The 17,361-nt window shown below is 70.8% G+C and carries 16 protein-coding genes and 1 pseudogene; 10 read left to right on the forward strand and 7 right to left on the reverse strand.

Annotation, left to right across the window (positions count from 1 at the left end):
- Positions 1-7 precede the first annotated feature (7 nt).
- Both KCH48_RS03045 and KCH48_RS03050 read left to right on the forward strand, forming a co-directional pair.
- Positions 8-1,516: a class I adenylate-forming enzyme family protein gene (locus tag KCH48_RS03045; RefSeq protein WP_210570120.1), complete on the forward strand. Its 1,509-nt coding sequence runs from the start codon at positions 8-10 to the stop codon at positions 1,514-1,516.
- A 79-nt stretch (positions 1,517-1,595) separates the two neighbouring features.
- On the forward strand, positions 1,596-2,636 hold the full coding sequence (locus KCH48_RS03050; protein ID WP_210570123.1) for an MBL fold metallo-hydrolase: 1,041 nt from the start codon (positions 1,596-1,598) through the stop codon (positions 2,634-2,636).
- An 82-nt stretch (positions 2,637-2,718) separates the two neighbouring features.
- Here KCH48_RS03050 and KCH48_RS03055 read toward each other — a convergent pair whose 3' ends face one another.
- Genes KCH48_RS03055 through KCH48_RS03065 form a run of 3 tightly spaced genes read right to left on the reverse strand, consistent with a single transcriptional unit; the run spans position 2,719 to position 5,781 of the window.
- The gene (locus KCH48_RS03055; protein WP_210570125.1) at positions 2,719-3,477 is read right to left on the reverse strand and encodes an SDR family NAD(P)-dependent oxidoreductase; all 759 of its coding nucleotides are present in this window, start codon (positions 3,475-3,477) and stop codon (positions 2,719-2,721) included.
- Between the two features lie 55 nt (positions 3,478-3,532).
- Positions 3,533-4,582 carry a phosphotransferase family protein gene (locus KCH48_RS03060; protein WP_210570127.1) on the reverse strand — a complete coding sequence of 350 codons (1,050 nt, stop codon included), beginning with the start codon at positions 4,580-4,582 and terminating at the stop codon, positions 3,533-3,535.
- Complete coding sequence (locus KCH48_RS03065) at positions 4,579-5,781, reverse strand: acyl-CoA dehydrogenase family protein (RefSeq protein ID WP_210570130.1); 1,203 nt, start codon at positions 5,779-5,781, stop codon at positions 4,579-4,581. The genes KCH48_RS03060 and KCH48_RS03065 overlap by 4 nt, the downstream gene beginning before the upstream one ends.
- A gap of 203 nt (positions 5,782-5,984) precedes the next feature.
- Here KCH48_RS03065 and KCH48_RS03070 point away from each other — a divergent pair, with 203 nt between their 5' ends.
- Together KCH48_RS03070 and KCH48_RS03075 are read left to right on the forward strand one after the other, a co-directional pair.
- The gene (locus tag KCH48_RS03070; protein WP_210570132.1) at positions 5,985-6,710 is read left to right on the forward strand and encodes a TetR/AcrR family transcriptional regulator; all 726 of its coding nucleotides are present in this window, start codon (positions 5,985-5,987) and stop codon (positions 6,708-6,710) included.
- A 2-nt stretch (positions 6,711-6,712) separates the two neighbouring features.
- A complete protein-coding gene (locus KCH48_RS03075) occupies positions 6,713-7,480 on the forward strand; it encodes an SDR family NAD(P)-dependent oxidoreductase (protein ID WP_210570134.1) in 768 nt (255 codons plus the stop codon).
- 34 nt (positions 7,481-7,514) lie between these two features.
- On the opposite strand, the gene KCH48_RS03080 is transcribed toward KCH48_RS03075, so the two are convergent.
- Together KCH48_RS03080 and KCH48_RS03085 are read right to left on the reverse strand one after the other, a co-directional pair.
- Positions 7,515-8,384: a DUF72 domain-containing protein gene (locus KCH48_RS03080; protein ID WP_210570137.1), complete on the reverse strand. Its 870-nt coding sequence runs from the start codon at positions 8,382-8,384 to the stop codon at positions 7,515-7,517.
- A gap of 58 nt (positions 8,385-8,442) precedes the next feature.
- Positions 8,443-8,678, reverse strand: a pseudogene (locus KCH48_RS03085) (hypothetical protein); the annotation flags it as partial.
- Between the two features lie 246 nt (positions 8,679-8,924).
- Between KCH48_RS03085 and KCH48_RS03090 the strand changes: the two are divergent.
- Positions 8,925-10,871: a ricin-type beta-trefoil lectin domain protein gene (locus tag KCH48_RS03090; protein ID WP_210570139.1), complete on the forward strand. Its 1,947-nt coding sequence runs from the start codon at positions 8,925-8,927 to the stop codon at positions 10,869-10,871.
- A gap of 155 nt (positions 10,872-11,026) precedes the next feature.
- Here KCH48_RS03090 and KCH48_RS03095 read toward each other — a convergent pair whose 3' ends face one another.
- Positions 11,027-11,383, reverse strand: coding sequence for a nuclear transport factor 2 family protein (locus tag KCH48_RS03095; RefSeq protein ID WP_374104639.1), 357 nt, complete (start codon positions 11,381-11,383; stop codon positions 11,027-11,029).
- 189 nt (positions 11,384-11,572) lie between these two features.
- On the opposite strand from KCH48_RS03095, the gene KCH48_RS03100 reads away from it, so the two are divergent.
- Complete coding sequence (locus tag KCH48_RS03100) at positions 11,573-13,033, forward strand: aldehyde dehydrogenase family protein (protein WP_210570141.1); 1,461 nt, start codon at positions 11,573-11,575, stop codon at positions 13,031-13,033.
- 9 nt (positions 13,034-13,042) lie between these two features.
- Here KCH48_RS03100 and KCH48_RS03105 read toward each other — a convergent pair whose 3' ends face one another.
- The gene (locus KCH48_RS03105) at positions 13,043-14,797 is read right to left on the reverse strand and encodes an ABC transporter ATP-binding protein (protein WP_210570143.1); all 1,755 of its coding nucleotides are present in this window, start codon (positions 14,795-14,797) and stop codon (positions 13,043-13,045) included.
- Between the two features lie 76 nt (positions 14,798-14,873).
- Between KCH48_RS03105 and KCH48_RS03110 the strand changes: the two genes are divergently transcribed.
- The 4 genes from KCH48_RS03110 to KCH48_RS03125 all read left to right on the forward strand — a co-directional run bounded on the left by KCH48_RS03110 (position 14,874) and on the right by KCH48_RS03125 (position 17,360).
- Positions 14,874-15,161: a metal-sensitive transcriptional regulator gene (locus tag KCH48_RS03110; protein ID WP_210570145.1), complete on the forward strand. Its 288-nt coding sequence runs from the start codon at positions 14,874-14,876 to the stop codon at positions 15,159-15,161.
- A 93-nt stretch (positions 15,162-15,254) separates the two neighbouring features.
- On the forward strand, positions 15,255-16,343 hold the full coding sequence (locus KCH48_RS03115) for an S-(hydroxymethyl)mycothiol dehydrogenase (RefSeq protein WP_210570147.1): 1,089 nt from the start codon (positions 15,255-15,257) through the stop codon (positions 16,341-16,343).
- Positions 16,343-16,972 carry an MBL fold metallo-hydrolase gene (locus tag KCH48_RS03120; protein ID WP_210570149.1) on the forward strand — a complete coding sequence of 210 codons (630 nt, stop codon included), beginning with the start codon at positions 16,343-16,345 and terminating at the stop codon, positions 16,970-16,972. The genes KCH48_RS03115 and KCH48_RS03120 overlap by 1 nt, the downstream gene beginning before the upstream one ends.
- A complete protein-coding gene (locus KCH48_RS03125; protein ID WP_307840781.1) occupies positions 16,962-17,360 on the forward strand; it encodes a DUF4180 domain-containing protein in 399 nt (132 codons plus the stop codon). Before KCH48_RS03120 ends, KCH48_RS03125 begins: the two co-directional genes overlap by 11 nt.
- The last annotated feature ends 1 nt before the right edge of the window (position 17,361 follow it).

The following is a 17,361-nucleotide window of genomic DNA, read 5'->3' on the forward strand; positions in this document are numbered from 1 at the left end:
GGACAAGATGCGACAGGTAGTGCGGGAGTTCCAACAGAAGGCGGATCTGGCCGACTTCGTTGCCGTCATCGACGACACGGGCGTCCATACGGCACGGGAGCTGCTCGGCGAGGCCACGCGGCTGGCCGGAGCGCCGGCCATCGGCACGGCCGGCGGAGGGGGCGGCACCGTCATGGTCCAGGCCGACAACTCATGGCGTACCGTCGCCGCCACTCTTGCCGTGGGCCTGAGCGGCGGAGTGATCGCGGTGGTCAATCGGCACACCACACAGGCCGAGTTCGCCGCGGCCTGGGAGGACATCCGCCCGGATGCCGTCGTCGCCGAGCCCTCGGCGATCGACGAGTGGGCGGTGCCCGAACGGCTGCCGGGCCCGGAGCAGACCGTGCTCGACGGCTGGAGGTGCCTGTCCGCACCCGGCAGACGTGAGGTGTCGCGCTGGTCGGGCGGTGCCCTGATCGGCCTCACCTCCGGGTCGACCGGACGGCCCAAGGGCGTCGTACAGTCCGAGCCGGCCCTGCGCTATGCCGCCGAGAGCACCATCGCCGTCAACGGCCTGTCGCCCGGCGATGCCGTCGCCGCGATCGTGCCGCTGTCGTCGACGGCGGCGTACTGCTTCGGTGTCTACCTCTCCCTCCTGCTGCGCGGGCCGCTCGTGATGACAGGGAAGTGGGACAGGGCCGCCGTGCTGCGGCGGATGGCCGACGCCGACGTCCGCTGGACCATGTGCGTACCGACGATGGCGCTGCAGATGGGCACCGAGGCGGCAGGCTCCGGCATCCTCAGCGGCGTCCGGTCGATCACCGTCGGCGGCGGGCCGATGGACCGCGGGGCCCTGGCCCGCGCCGAACAGTCCCTGGGCACGAAGATCCTCCGCGTCTTCGGCATGTCCGAGTGCCTCGGCCACACCTCGCCGAGCCCCGACGAACCCGAGGAGATCCGGCTCGGCAGGGACGGCCGCCCCTTCCCGGGTACGCACGTGCGCGCGCTCACTCCCGACGGGCAGGTGGCCGGACCCGGCGTGACCGGCCGCGCGCAGGTGCGCGGTCCCTCCCTCTTCCTCGGTTACGCCCGCGACGGCAGGGTCGAGCCGCCGGCGCTGACGGAGGACGGCTATCTGCCCACCGGCGACCTGGTGATGACGCACGAGGACGGCACCGTCACCATCATGGGCCGAGAGAAGGACATCATCATCCGCGGCGGCCGCAATATCGACATCACCGAGATCGAGCGCGCGGTTGCGAGCTACCCGCGCGTGGCCAGGGCCTGTGTCGCGGCGGTTCCCGACGACGTGCTGGGCGAACGCGTGGCACTGCTCGTCGTCACCGAGGACGGCGACACCATCGAACTGGGCGAGGTGACCGGGCACCTGGAGAGTGTCGGCCTGTCCAAGACCAAGTGGCCCGAATTCGTGTACGGCATCGAGGAATTGCCCCAGACCAAGGTGGGCAAGCTCGACCGGAGCGGGGCCCGGGATCTGGCCGTCCGACTGCATACCCGTACCCCCGACCAGGCCTGACGAGGCCACACATTCACGGACCGCACCGTCGCGCATGCCCTCCGGCATGATCCGCGGCGGTGCATCGGTAAGGAGAGTCATGACAGCGCGGTTCGACCAGGGCCCGTGGGCCGCCGCCGGAGTCCAGACCGTACAGCCCGGAGTGCACCGCGTTCCCCTGCCACTGCCCAACGACGGCCTTCACGCCGTCAACGTCTACCTGCTGGAGGGCCTGGCCGACGACGACGGCATCGTCATGATCGACGGCGGCTGGGCGATCCCCGAGGCGCGCAAGGCGCTCGAGGAGGCCATGGCCGCCATCGGCCGCGACCTCGGCGACATCAGCCACATCCTGGTCACCCACATCCACCGCGACCACTACACGAATGCGGTGGAACTGCGCCGGCTGCTGGGCTCGCGCGTCTACCTCGGCGCGGGGGAACGCCCGGGCCTGGAGATGCTCGACCGGCTGCGCAGCGATGAACCCGCCGGCTCACTGGAGACCCTGCGCAGGGCCGGAGCGGGCGAACTGGCCGACCGTATCCAGGCGATGGACCACGGCGGTTACGACCCGAGCGTGTGGGAGGCTCCCGACCGCTGGCTCGCCGCGGAGACGCTCCGCTTCGGTGACCGAGAACTGCATGTCGTGCCAACTCCCGGACACACCAAGGGACATGTGGTCTTCCTGGACGAGCAGCGGGGCCTGCTGTTCTCCGGGGACCATGTGCTGCCGCACATCACGCCGTCCATCGGCTTCGAACTGGCCGAGCCGGGCGGCCGTCCGCTCGCCGACTACCTGGACTCGCTGCGGCTGATGAGCCGGTACGCCGACGCCCGCCTGCTGCCCGCGCACGGGCCGGTCGCCGACAGCGCGCACACCCGGGTCGCCGAACTGCTCGCCCACCACGACGACCGGCTGGCCAAGAGCTTGGCGGCGCTCGGTGAGGACACACTCGACGCCCACGCGGTGGCGCGGGGGCTCGCGTGGACGCGCCGGGAGGTGCCGTTCGGCGACCTCAGCGCCTTCAACCAGATGCTCGCGGTCAACGAGACGGCGGCGCACCTGGATGTCCTCGTACTGCAGGAGAAGGCGACGGTGGCGTTCGTCGGTGGCGTGAACCAGTACACGCGCGTGCGCTGACATCGCACGAAGGGGGCGCGGCCGAGGAGGGGGTACGGCGGGTGCCTCACCGCACCGCCCCGTCCGCTGTCGGGTCTGTCGGTCAGCGCGCCGTCCAGCCCCCGTCCACGTACAACTCGGAGCCGGTGACGAAACTCGCGTCGCTCGAAGCGAGGAACGCCACCGTCCCCGCGACCTCGTCGGGCCGGCCGAGGCGTCCCATCGGGGTGCCCTCCAGCATCGCGGTGTGCCGGGGCGTGCCCCGCCACAGTTCGCGGGAGCGGGGTGTCTCGATGAAGCCGGGGTGGATGGAGTTGACGCGCACGCCGCGCGTGGCCCAGTGCAGTGCGGCGTTCTTCGTCATCAGCCGGACCGCGCCCTTGGCCGCGTGGTACGAGAACTGGCTGCCGAAGCCGCCGACCGTACCGAAGATCGAGGCGATGTTGACGATCGAGCCGCCGCCGGAGCGTTCGATCGCGGGCCCCGCGTACTTCATGCCCAGCCAGACACCGGTCTGGGTGACCGCGATGACCTTGTCCCAGGACTCCTGGGTCTCCGTCTCGACGGTCCGCAGCTCGGCGATGCCCGCGTTGTTGACGAGCACCGACAGGCCGCCCAGCTCGGCGACGACACGGTCGACCGCGGCGCGCCACGCCTCCTCGTCGCTGACGTCGAGCGCCAGGCCGAGCGCCCGCGCCCCGCCGTCCGTCAGCTCCATCGCCAGCGCCTCGCAGCGCCCGGCGTCCACGTCGGTCACCGCCACCGCGGCACCCTCGGCGGCCAGCCGGCGCACGACGGCGTCACCTATGCCGCCGGTCGCGCCGGTGACCAGGGCGATCATTCCGGACAGTCGGTCTCGCACGGACCCTCCTCGGTTCAGTGCGTACGCGCTTGGTTCCGTGCGTACGTGCCAGTGGTCACGGCAGCAGTTCAAGGCCCGAGCCCAGCAGCGCCGGGACCGCGGAGCCGACCCGGTCGAAGCCGGTGCCGACGGTCTGCCCCGCCGAGAAGCGGGCGTGGATGCCCTCGGCGATGACCGCGAGCTTGAAGCAGCCAAGGGCCTGGTAGAAGGCCAGGTCCGCGATGTCCCGGCCGGACCCTGCGGCATACCGCTCGGCCAGCTCACGGCCCGAGGGGAAACCGGGGTTGGCCGTCGGGACGTGGCGCGCCCCGAGCACCGGCTCACAGGTCGGGTCCCAGTACATGAGCAGCATCCCGAGGTCGGCGAGAGGATCGCCGAGCGTGGCCATCTCCCAGTCGACGATCGCGGCGATCCGCCCGAAGTCGCCGGGCGCCAGGATGGTGTTGTCGAGGCGGTAGTCGCCGTGCACGATCGCCGGGGTATCGCTGACGGGCAGGGCGCGGGCGAGCCGGCGGTGCAGCGCGTCGAGGTCGGGCAGCGTACGGGTGGCGACCTTGTCCCACTGGCTGCGCCACCGCCGCACCTGGCGCTCGAGATAGCCGTCGGGACGGCCGAAGTCGCCGAGTCCGACATCGTCGGGGTCGACGGAGTGCAGTGCCACCAGGGCGTCCACGAGTGCCTCGGCGCTGCGTCGTGCGTCGGCCGGCGGCAGCTCGGCGGCCTCGTCGCCGTCGCGCAGCACGGCGCCCTCGACGAAGTCGACGACGCAGAACGGCGCCCCGATCACCGCCGGGTCGGTGCACGACAGCACGGCTCGCGCCACCGGCACCCCGGTGCCGTCGAGCGCCGCGACGACGCGGTACTCGCGGTCCATGTCGTGCGCGGTCGGCGTGAGCACGCCCAGCGGCGGGCGGCGCAGCACCCACCGGTGCGTCCCGTCGGTCACGTCGTAGGTGAGATTGGAGCGCCCGCCGTGCAGCGGCTTCACCCTCAACGGGCCCGTGCACTCCGGTACGTGGCGCTCGAAGTAGCGCCGCAGGCCAGGACCGGCGATGCCAACCACGGCCGTGTCGGGGGCAGTTGTCGCTGTCTCGGGTGCGGTCATCGTCCGGCCCTCCGCTCGCGCGCCGCCCGCACCGCGCGCTTGGCGATGGCCCAGCGGTGGGTCTCGGACGGGCCGTCGTAGATACGGAACGGGCGCACCTCGCGGTACAGCCGCGACAGCGGCGCGTCCCCCGAGATGCCGAGCGCGCCGCACACCTGCACGGCCCGATCGACGACCCGGTTCACCGCCTCGGAGACGTACGTCTTGGCGATCGAGGTGTGCTGGGCGGCCGAGCGGCCCTGGTCCAGTTCCCAGCAGGCCCGCCACAGCACCGCGCGGCTTGTCTCGATGTCGATCTCGGAGTCGGCCAGCAGCTGCTGCACCATGCCCAGTTCGGCCAGCGGCCGGCCGAAGGCCGAGCGGTCCGCCGCGCGCTCCAGGGCGATGTCCTGTGCTCGGCGCGCCACCCCCAGCCAGCGCATGCAGTGCGTCATACGGGCGGGCCCGAGACGCACCTGCGCCTGTGTGAAGCCCTGGTCCACCCGGCCCAGCACGGCGTCGTCGCCCACCTCGCAGCCGTCGAGGACGACCTCGCTGTGCCCGCCGAACAGGCCCTGATCCAGAGTGTCGATGTTCCGGACGATCTTCATGCCGGGGTTGTCGGCGTCGACGAGGAACATCGTCGCGCCGCCCGCGTCCCCGGGGACGCCGCTGGTGCGGGCCATGCAGATGGAGAAGCCGGCCCCGTCGGCGCCGCTGATGAACCACTTGCGGCCGTCGATCCGCCAGCCGCCCCGGGTCCTCGTCGCGGTGGTGGCCAGCGCACGGGGATCGGATCCGGCGCCCGGCGCCGGCTCGGTCATCGCGAAGCAGGAACGCACCTCACCGGCCGCCAACGGGCGCAGATACCGCTCCTTCTGCCCCTCGGTGGCGACCACTTCGAGCAGGTGCATATTGCCCTCGTCGGGCGCCGCGCAGTTGAGCGCGAGGGGGCCAAGGAGCGAGTACCCGGCCGCCTCGAACACCACGGCCTGCCCGCAGAGATCAAGGCCGAGCCCGCCCCACTCCGCGCCCACGTGCGGAGCGAACACCTCCGCCGCCCTGGCCGCCTCCTGCAGCCTGCGCCGCAGCGGCTCCGGTCCGTCATGGACGTTCCCGTCGCACGCCTGCTCCTCGGGCAGCACGACCTCCCGTACGAATTCGCTGGTGCGCCGTGCGATGTCGGCGACCCTCTCGTCGATCGAGAACCCGATGGACACCTTGACCCCTGACTTCGGCTACTGAGCATTAGCCATCACAGGGGCAGACGGGTGAGCGTGTCAAGAGTGCTGCTGGAACTTGGCGATTGCGAGGTTGGCTGTGGCTAATTGGAGGTAGCTAAAGTAGGCCCCCTGTCGGGAGATGTTCATGTCTCAATGGGACAGAAGTCTCGACGGGACATGATGGGTGTACGGTGAAACTCATGAAGGCGAAGGAGCCGGACACCGGCACACCAGCCGGCGCACCGGCCGAGGACCGCAGGCAGCGCAAGGCCCGGCAGACACGGGAGGCGATGGCCACCGCGGCCGTCGACCTGATCCTCGAACACGGCGTCGCGGCCGTCACCGTCGAGGCGATCGCCGAGCGCGCCGATGTCACGCGCCGCACCTTCAGCCGTCACTTCCAGGGCAAGGAGGACGCGGCGCTGGACTTCACCCGGGCCGACGGGACGCGCATCAACGCCGCTCTGCGGGGACGCCCCGTCGACGAGCCACCGCTGATCGCCTACCGCAACGCCGTGGGGGAGTGGCTCGCCGCCCGGGAATCGCTGGGCAGGCGCGCCTACGTGCGGTGGCGTGAACTGCTGCGGCTCGTGGACGCCGAACCGACGCTGTTCGCCGCGTACGAGCGGATCCGCGTCGACGCCCAGGACGAGTCGATCGCGGTCATCGCCGACCGGCTCGGCACCGACCCCGCCCAGGACATGCGCCCCGCCGTCGTCGTCGGGGCCGCCGCCGGGGTGCTGAGCGCCGCCCTGCGCACGTGGGCGCGCCAAGAGCACCGGGGCGACCAGGACGCGGCAGGACTTCCGGCCTGGGTGAACCGCGCCTACGACACCCTCACCGAACAGGCGGCCGGAGCCTTGGGCCGCAATGTGGCCGCAGCTTCCGTCCACCCTTCCCACCCCATCACCGCAAGGAAAGAGTGACCATGAGCACCACCGAATACGCCACCGAGTTCGACGGCAGGACAGTCTTCGTCACCGGCTCCGCCTCCGGAATCGGCCTCGCCGTCGCCCGCCGGCTGGGCCAGAGCGGCGCGGCAGTCGTCATCGCCGACTACAACCTCGAAGGCGCCGAAGAGGCCGCGGAGCAGCTGAAGTCGGAGGGCATCAAGGCGGCCGCCGTACGCGTGGACGTCTCCGACGCCGCCTCGGTCGAGGCCGCCGTACGCTTCACCGTCGACACCTTCGGCGCCCTGCACCTGGCCGTGAACAACGCGGGTATCGGTGCCGACGGCACCCCCGTCGGCGAGTACGACATCGACGTCTGGAACCGTGTCGTGCGCACCGACCTCGACGGCGTCTTCTACTCGATGCGCTACGAGATCCCCGCCATGCAGACCGCCGGTGCGGGCGCCATCGTCAACGTCGCGTCCATCCTCGGCTCCGTCGGCTGGGCGGGCTCCTCGGCCTACGTCGCCGCCAAGCACGGCGTCCTCGGCCTGACCAAGGCTGCCGCGCTCGAGTACGCCGACAAGGGCATCCGTATCAACGCCGTCGGCCCCGGCTTCATCGAGACCCCCGCCCTGCAGGCCATGGACCAGGACGCCTACAACGGCCTCACCGCCCTGCACGCCACCGGCCGCCTGGGCCGCCCCGAGGAGGTCGCCGACCTGGTCGCCTTCCTCCTCTCCGACCGCGCGTCCTTCATCCACGGCAGCTACCACCTCGTCGACGGCGGCTACACCGCCCGCTGAACCGAGCGCTGTGCCGACCACCGGACGTGGGAGGTCAGGGCCCGGGCCGAGGTGTGAGCAATTGGCGCAACGACTGTGCGGCGCGTACGGCGGCGTCCGCGCAGCAGTTGTTGAACAGGACGTGGAGTTCGTCGCAACGGTCGGCCATCGAGTGCAGCCGTGGTAACCACTCCGCCAGTTCGCCGGTCGTGTACGTGTGCCGGAACCGGTCCTCCTTGCTGCCGGTTCCCCACGACTTGCTCCGCCCATGAAAGCGTGCGACCGCCAGCCGTGGTGTGGTGACGGTGGTGACCGGAGGGACCGCGTCGGGCACCGACTGCGCCATGTCCACAGCCACAGCGCTCATGCCCAGCCGTGCGAGCAACTGTGAGGACGCGTCCCGCCGTTCCGCCCGCCACCACTCGGGATGCCGGAACTCCACGGCGACCGGCCACCTTTCCGTGCGCTGGGCGCACTGTCGCAGGACTGCTTCGGCGTGGGCACCGGGCGTGAACCAGGGCGGAAACTGGAACAGTACGGTGCCCAGCCGTCCGGCCCGCCGCAGCGGTTCGAGTGCCGTGGCGAACCGCTGCCACACCTCGTCAAGCAGCCCCGGATCCGCGGCGTTTCGGGCCTGGGCGTCCCGCAGATCGGCGGGCAGGGCTGCGGCGCGTGTCGGATGCCCCGTGAGTAGCGAGAATGCCTTTACGTCGAACCGGAAGCCGTTCGGTGTCCGCTCAACCCACAGACCGCTGTTGCGCTCTCTGGGCAGGCCATAGTAAGTAGCGTCCACCTCCACCAGGGGGAACCGTTCCGCGTAGTACTGCAGCCGCCCCGCCGCGTCCCGCCGCCCGGGTGGGTACCAGCCACTGGACATCAGTGCCGGATCCGTCCAGGAACATGTGCCGACCAGAATCCTGCCCATGCCCGACCGGTAGCCCGGGATCGCCGCCCGACACCTCTGCGAAGCTCGCCCGTGGATGTCAGGAGTTGGCGTGGAGCTTGGCCATGGCCCGGTTGATATGGGTTTTCGCGGTCATCGGGCTGATCACCATGCGGTCGGCGATCGCACGAGGAATCCGGCGGCGCCGGCGCGCAGCGCGTTGAAGACGTATTCGTCCAAGCCGTAGTTGGTCAGGATGACGACGTGCACCTGGGCCAGGGCCGGGTCGGCGGCGATGCGCCGGGTCGCCTCGATGCCGTCGAGGGCGGTGACGCGTTCACGCATGCCGAGCAGCCCGATGCCGGACATCAGGGGATCCGCATCCCCAACGCCCGCGCCCGCTGCCGGTACCCGGGCGTCAGGGTTCCGTCGGCGCAAGACCGTATGCAATCCCGCACCCACACGCGTCACATCCGTTGACTTGCACCCCTCGCGGCTCTACTTTCAGCGCGCGCCGCACTGTTCGGATAACCGATCCTCGTTCGATATTTCGGCCATCTCGGCCGTCGGCAAAGGAGCCGCATGTTCCGCACCCTCGTCCTGCGCACCGTCGCCTTACTGGCGGCCGTGGCAGCCGTACTCCTCGTCGCCAACCCGAGCGCACCGCTCAAAGCGGCCCCGGCCGCCGTGGCGACCCGTCAGATACCGGTCCCCACCCCCCCGATGGGCTGGGCCTCCTGGAACAGCTTCGCCGCGAAGATCGACTACAACGTGATCAAGCAGCAGGTCGACGCGTTCGTCGCCGCCGGTCTGCCGGCCGCCGGATACAAGTACATCAACATCGACGAAGGCTGGTGGCAGGGCACCCGCGACAGCGCCGGCAACATCACCGTCGACGAGGCCGAGTGGCCGGGCGGTATGAAGGCCATCGCCGACTACATCCACAGCAAGGGCCTGAAGGCGGGCATCTACACCGACGCGGGCAAGGACGGCTGCGGCTACTACTTCCCGACGGGCCGCCCCGCCGCGCCGGGTTCGGGCAGTGAGGGCCACTACGAGCAGGACATGCTCCAGTTCTCCAAGTGGGGCTTCGACTTCGTCAAGGTCGACTGGTGCGGCGGCGACGCCGAAGGGCTCGACGCGAAGTCGACGTACCAGGCCATCAGCGACGCGATCGCCAAGGCCACGGCGACCACGGGCCGTCCGCTCACCCTCTCGATCTGCAACTGGGGCAAGCAGAACCCCTGGAACTGGGCCCCGGGCCAGGGCGCGATGTGGCGGACCAACACCGACATCATCTACTGGGGCAACCAGCCCTCCATGTCGAGCCTGCTCGCCAACTACGACACCAACCTGCACCCCACCGCCCAGCACACCGGCTACTACAACGACCCCGACATGCTGATGGTCGGCATGGACGGCTTCACCGCCGCCCAGAACCGCACCCATATGAACCTCTGGGCGATCTCCGGCGCCCCGCTCCTCGCCGGCAACAACCTCGCGACGATGACCGCCGAGACCGCGAACATCCTCAAGAACCCCGAGGTCATCGCCGTGGACCAGGACCCGCGCGGCCTCCAGGGCGTCGAGGTCGCCGAGGACACCACGGGAGCGCAGGTCTACGGCAAGGTCCTGTCCGGCACCGGCAACCGCGCCGTCGTCCTCCTCAACCGCACCTCGGCCGCGAAGAACATCACCGTCCGCTGGGCCGACCTCGGCCTGACGAACGCCTCCGCGACCGTCCGGGACCTGTGGGCGCGGCAGAACGTGGGGTCGCACGCCACCGGCTACACGGCCAATGTTCCGGCGGGCGGCTCGGTGATGCTCAGGGTCACCGGCGGCACGGAGGCGGCGGGCAGCACGTACACACCCGCTTCCACCGGACGCTTCAACGGCGTGACGGCGGCGAACACGGGCGTGAAGGTCGTGGACGTCTCCTACACCAACAACACCTCCGCGACCCGCACGGCGACCCTCCAGGTCAACGGCCAGACCAGCACCACGGTCGCCTTCCCGCCGACCGGATCCGCCGCGGGCACCGTCTCCGTCCAGGTCTCCCTCTCCAAGGGCTCCGCCAACACCCTCACGTTCACCGGCGGCCCCGCCGTCGAGGGCATCGCGGTCCGCCCCCTGCCCGGCACCAACGGCAACCAGGTCGTCGGCGCCCAGTCGTCCCGCTGCCTGGACGTCCACGACAACACCATCACCAACGGCATCCAGGCCGAGCTGTGGGACTGCAACGGAGGCCGCAACCAGTCCTGGACGTACACCTCCCGCAAGGAACTCGTGGTGTACGGCAACAAGTGCCTCGACGCCTACAACCTGGGCACGACCAACGGCACCAAGGTCGTGATCTGGGACTGCAACGGCCAGGCGAACCAGCAGTGGAACGTCAACGGCGACGGGACGATCACCAACGTCCACGCCGGTCTGTGTCTCGACGCATCCAACGCGGGCACGGCCAACCGCACCCCGCTGGTGCTGTGGTCCTGCGGCACGGGCGCCAACCAGAAGTGGACGCTCACCTAAGCGCTCCGCTGGAGGTGCCGCGATGGGCCGTCGTTCCGCTGCGGCGCCGTCGTGGCTGGTCGCGCCCACGCGGCGGAGCCGCATATAGATACAGCCCCGCGCCCCTTTGGGGCGCTTCCGACCGCCCCGGCCGTCATGGCCGGGGCGGCGGACGGCTACTCGTCCCAGGCCTGGATCATGGTCTGCTCGGCGATCTTGCCGTCGCGCAGCGACACCATCGACTCGGAGAGGACCCGGACGCCGTCCGAGTACTCGCAGGACTCGCTGAACGCGAGGTCGTCGCCCTGGACGACGCACCGCTCCAGCTTGTGCGACTTGATGTCGCGGCTGTAGACGTCGGCGAGCATCTCGGCGATCTCGTCCCGGCCGTGCAGGACCTTGGGGTGGCTGGGCTGGGTGTTGCGGTCCACGATCCGCAGCTCCGCGTCGTCCGCGTAGAGCGAGAGGAGCGGCTGCTCGGAGTGTCCTTCTATGGCCTGGCGCAGTGTGTTGCTGTCGAACGTGCCCATCATCGACCTCCTTCGAAGGCGGCGGCCCGACGGGGAGCGGGCCATGCGAGCCCTCACCTCCGAGGCTCCTCTGCCCCGCCTGGCCAGGCAAGCGCAGCCGCGGCCTGAGACCCTTGACATAGCCGCACCCGGCTCGCAGCATGCGCGGTAGAGTGGATCAACTTTCACACGGCGAACACAAAGGTCGGCGCCATGCCCATCACGCGTGAACTGTTCATCGGCGGCAAGGACGTGCCCGCCGCCTCCGGCCGCACCACGGAGGACGTCAATCCGTATACGGGGGAGGTGTACGCGACGGTCGCCGCGGCCGGACCCGAGGACGTGCGCCGGGCCGTGGACGCCGCCGACGCGGCGTTCGAGGAGTGGGCGGCGCTCGCGCCCTTCGCGCGCCGGGCGATCTTCCTGAAGGCGGCCGACCTGCTGGACGCCCGCGGCGATCAGGTCGCCGAGCTGATGGCGAACGAGGCCGGCGGCACCCGCCCCTGGGCGTACTTCAACGTGGCCCTCGCGGCGAACATGCTGCGCGAGGCGGCGGCCGCCGTCACCGCGCCGCGCGGTGAGGTGCTCAACGCCCAGGCGCAGGGCGCGCTGGGGCTGGCGGTGCGTGAACCGCTGGGCGTGGTCGCCGCGTTCGCGCCATGGAACGCGCCGGTCATCCTCGGCGTACGGGCCGTCGCGGCGCCGCTCGCGGCGGGCAACACCGTGGTGGTCAAGCCGAGCGAGGACGCGCCGATCGCCTGCGGGCTGCTGGTCGCCGACGTGCTGCGCGAGGCGGGACTCCCGGACGGCGTGCTGAACGTCGTCACCAACGCCCGTGAGGACGCCGCCGAGGTCGCCGAGGCGCTGGTCGCCGACCCGCGGGTGCGAGGCGTGAACTTCACCGGCTCGACCCCCGTGGGCCGGATCATCGGCGAGCACGCGGCCCGCCATCTCAAGCCCGCCGTCCTGGAGTTGGGCGGCAAGAACGCGGTGATCGTGCTCGACGACGCCGACGTGGAATACGCCGTCAACGCGGCCGTCTTCAGCGTGTTCATGAACGCCGGCCAGATCTGCATGTCCGGTGACCGCATCCTCGTCCACGAGTCGCTCGCCGCGGAGTTCACCGAGCGCTTCACCACGAAGGTCGCCTCCTTGCAGTCCGGTGACCCGGGCGACCCGCACACCGTGGTCGGCCCGCTGGTGGCCGCGTCGTCCGCGCAGCGCGTGGCCGGACTGGTGCGGGACGCCGTCGCCAAGGGGGCCAAGGTCCTCGTCGGCGGCGGGGAGCCGGAGGGGGCGGTGCACCCCGCGACCGTCCTCACGGAGGTGCCGAAGGAGGCCGACCTGTACCACGCCGAGGCGTTCGGGCCGGTGTGCGTGGTCGAGTCGTTCGCCGACGACGCCACCGCCGTCACTCTCGCCAACGACACGGAGAACGGCCTGACCTGCGGCATCATCACCGAGAACGCCACTCACGGGCTGGCCGTCGCCCGCCGGATCCGGACCGGGATCGTGCACGTCAACGACCAGTCGGTGGCCGACGAACCGCACGCCCCGTTCGGCGGTGCCAAGGCCTCCGGATACGGGCGGTTCGGCGGTCGCTGGGGCATCGAGGCCTTCTCCAACACCCGCTGGGTGACCATCGCCACCCAGCAGGCCCACTACCCCTTCTGACCGGCCCGGTCAGCCGGCCGTCGCCAGGAACTGCGTGGCCGCCAGCTCCGCGTACAGCGGGTCGGCGGCCACGAGTTCGCGGTGCGTGCCCACCGCGCGTACCTTGCCCGCGTCCATGACGACGATCCGGTCGGCCATCGTCACCGTCGACAGCCGGTGGGCGACCACGAGCACGGTCGTCGTACGGGCGACATCGGCGACGGTGTCCCGCAGCGCCGCCTCGTTCACCGCGTCCAGCTGCGACGTGGCCTCGTCCAGGAGCAGCAGCCGGGGGCGGCGCAGCAGGGCACGGGCGATGGCGACCCGTTGACGTTCACCGCCGGACAGCTTGGTGCCGCGATGCCCGACGAGCGTCTCCAGACCGCCCGGCAGCCTGTCCACCATGCCGTCCAGCCGGGTCGTCTTCAGCACCCGCGCCAGGGCCGCGTCGTCCGCGTCCGGGTTCCCCAGCAGCAGGTTCTCCCGCAGCGAGCCCGACAGCACCGGCGCGTCCTGCTCGACGTAGCCGATCGCGGACCGCAGCTGGGCCAGCTCCCAGTCCGCCAGATCCCGGCCGTCGACGGTGATCACGCCGGACTCGGGGTCGTAGAACCGCTCGATGAGCGAGAAGACGGTGGTCTTGCCGGCGCCGGACGGGCCGACGAACGCCGTCATGCCCTGCGCGGGCACCTCGAACGTCACTCCGTGGTGGACGTACGGCAGGTCGTCGGCGTACCGGAAACGGACGTCGGTGAAGGCGAGCGCGGCCGGCTGTGCGCCGGGCGAGGGCAGCGGGGCGGGCAGGGCGGCCGGCTCGGCGGGCAGCGCCAGCGCCTCCTGGATACGGGCGAGGGCCGCGGCGCCCGTCTGGTACTGGGTGATCGCGCCGACGACCTGCTGGATCGGCGACATCAGATAGAAGACGTACAGCAGGAACGCCACCAGGGTGCCGACGTCGACCGCGCCGGTCGCGACCCGTGCCCCGCCCACCGCGAGGACGGTGATGAACGCGATCTGCATCGCGAGACCGGCCGTATTGCCCGCCGCCGCCGACCACTTGGCGGCCCGCACGCTCTGCCGCCAGGACTCCTCGGCCGCCGAGTGCAGCGTCTGCTCCTCGCGGTGCTCCGCGCCGGACGCCTTCACCGTGCGCAGCGCGCCCAGGATTCGCTCCAGCGAGGCGCCCATCACGCCGACCGCGTCCTGCGCCTGCTTGCTCGCCCGGTTGATGCGCGGCACGATCACGCCGAGGATCGTGCCCGCGCCGAAGATCACGGCCACGGTGACGCCGAGCAGGACCGGATCGACCAGGCCCATCATCACGATCGTCGCGACGAGCGTGAGCCCGCCCGTGCCGATGCCCACCAGCGAGTCGGTGGTGACCTCACGCAGCAAGGTGGTGTCGGAGGTGATCCGGGCCATCAGGTCACCCGGCTCGCTGCGGTCCACGGCCGCGATCCGCAGCCGCAGCAGATACGACGACAGCGCGCGCCGCGCGCCGAGCACCACCGACTCGGCCGTGCGCCGCAGCACATACCCGCCCAGCGCGCCCACCGCCGCGTTGGCGACCACCAGACCCGACATGACGAGGAGCGCGCCGGTGATGGTCCGGTCGTGCGAGAGGTCGTCGATCAACTCCCGTGCCACCAGCGGCAGCAGCAGCCCGGTGGCGCCGGTGACGAGGGAGAGCACGGCACCCGCCAGCAGGGCCCAGCGGTGGGGTCTGACGTAACCGAGAAGGAGCCGCCACGTGGGCGTACTGCTCTTCGTCGCTGCGATGCTCACGGCGCTCCTTGGGAGTCGGGCGGAGTCTTCAGGCTACGAGGTAAAATACCCCTAAGGGTATACAGAGGGAGTGATCGTGGAGCTGCAGTTCGAAGGTGACGAGCTCAAGTCGGTGCTGAACCGGCTGAAGCGGGCGCAGGGACAGATCTCCGGAGTGATCAAGATGATCGAGGAGGGCCGTGACTGCGAGGACGTCGTCACCCAGCTCGCCGCGGCGTCCCGCGCACTCGACCGGGCCGGATTCGCGATCATCGCGACCGGCCTGCAGCAGTGCCTGACCGATCCGGCCCAGGGGGAGCGCGACGGCGAGAGCCCGGCGCAGATGAAGGCCCGGCTGGAGAAGCTGTTCCTGTCGCTCGCGTAGAGGTACCTGTGACTTGATCCGGCGGGTGACGTTACTGATCAGTCGCACGTAGTGTCGACTGGCCAGGACATCGTTGGTGAAAGGGGTCCCACCATGGCGCAGGAAGTACGCGGCGTGATCGCACCGGGCAAGGACGAGCCCGTCAGGGTGGAGACGATCCTCGTACCCGACCCGGGGCCGGGAGAGGCCGTCGTCCAGGTCCAGGCCTGCGGGGTCTGCCACACCGACCTGCACTACAAGCAGGGCGGCATCAACGACGAGTTCCCCTTCCTGCTGGGCCACGAGGCCGCCGGTGTCGTGGAGGCGGTCGGCGACGGCGTCACGGACGTCGCCCCCGGCGACTTCGTCATCCTCAACTGGCGTGCGGTGTGCGGCCAGTGCCGGGCCTGTCTGCGCGGCCGGCCCTGGTACTGCTTCGACACGCACAACGCCAAGCAGAAGATGACCCTCGCCTCGACCGGGCAGGAGCTGTCCCCGGCCCTCGGCATCGGCGCCTTCGCCGAGAAGACGCTCGTCGCCGCCGGACAGTGCACCAAGGTCGACCCGGCGGTCTCGGCGGCCGTGGCCGGGCTGCTCGGCTGCGGGGTGATGGCGGGCATCGGCGCCGCCATCAACACCGGCAACGTCGGGCGCGGCGACACGGTCGCGGTCATCGGCTGCGGCGGCGTCGGCGATGCGGCGATCGCCGGGGCGAACCTGGCAGGCGCCGCGAAGATCATCGCGGTGGACATCGACCAGCGGAAGCTGGAGAAGGCCCGCTCGATGGGCGCCACCCACACGGTCAACTCCAAGGAGACCGACCCCGTCGAGGCGATCCGCGAGCTGACCGGCGGTTTCGGCGCCGATGTCGTCATCGAGGCGGTCGGCCGCCCGGAGACGTACCAGCAGGCCTTCTACGCCCGCGATCTCGCCGGCACGGTCGTCCTCGTCGGCGTCCCCACCCCCGAGATGAAGCTCGAACTGCCCCTGCTGGACGTCTTCGGACGGGGCGGCGCGCTCAAGTCCTCCTGGTACGGCGACTGTCTGCCCTCCCGCGACTTCCCCATGCTGATCGACCTGCATCAGCAGGGCCGCCTGGACCTGGAGGCGTTCGTGACCGAGACGATCCAACTCGACGAGGTGGAGAAGGCCTTCGAGCGGATGCACCACGGCGACGTCCTGCGCTCGGTGGTGGTGCTCTGATGGCCGCCCGCATCGAACGCCTCGTCACTTCAGGGCAGTTCACCCTCGACGGCGGCACCTGGGACGTCGACAACAACGTGTGGATCATCGGCGACGACCACGAAGCCATCGTCATCGACGCCGCCCATGACGCCGACGCCATCGCCGAGGCCGTCGGCGACCGCCGGCTGACCGCCATCGTGTGCACCCACGCCCACAACGACCACATCGACGCCGCTCCCGCCCTCGCCGACCGCACCGGCGCCACCATCTGGCTGCACCCCGACGACCTGCCGCTGTGGAAGCTCACCCACCCGGACCGCGACCCCGACGCCCATCTCACCGACGGGCAGGTGATCGAGGCCGCGGGCGCCGACCTGACCGTGCTGCACACCCCCGGGCACGCGCCCGGCGCGGTCTGCCTCTACGACCGGGGCCTCGGCACCGTCTTCACCGGCGACACCCTCTTCCAGGGCGGCCCGGGTGCCACCGGCCGCTCCTACTCCCACTTCCCGACGATCGTCACCTCGATCCGGGACCGCCTGCTCACCCTGCCGCCGGAGACGAAGGTCCTCACCGGACACGGCGACTCGACGACCATCGGGGCAGAGTCTCCCCACCTGGAGGAATGGATCACCCGTGGCCACTGACGCCGACGTCCTGCCGCCTGCCGACGAGATCGTGACCCTGCACGGCGTCACCCTCCTGCGCTGCGCCCCCGACGGCCCACCGCTCGACGGCGAGCGCGCGGCACTGGACCTCATCGGCGACGCCGGGTGGCGCGAGGCGGAACTGGTCGCGGTGCCCGCGGAGCGAGTGGCGGACGAGTTCTTCCAGCTGCGCTCGGGAATCGCGGGCGCGATCGTGCAGAAGTTCGCCCAGTACCGGCTGCGCCTGGCCGTCGTCGGGGACATCTCGCAGCACGTCGCCGACAGCCAGGCCCTGCGGGACTTCGTGTACGAGAGCAATCAGGGCCACCAGCTCTGGTTCCTGCCCGGCTACGACGATCTGGACGAGCGGCTGCGCCCGACTGGCTGAG

The organism is Streptomyces sp. GESEQ-4 (genome assembly GCF_017948455.1).
GTDB lineage: Bacteria > Actinomycetota > Actinomycetes > Streptomycetales > Streptomycetaceae > Streptomyces.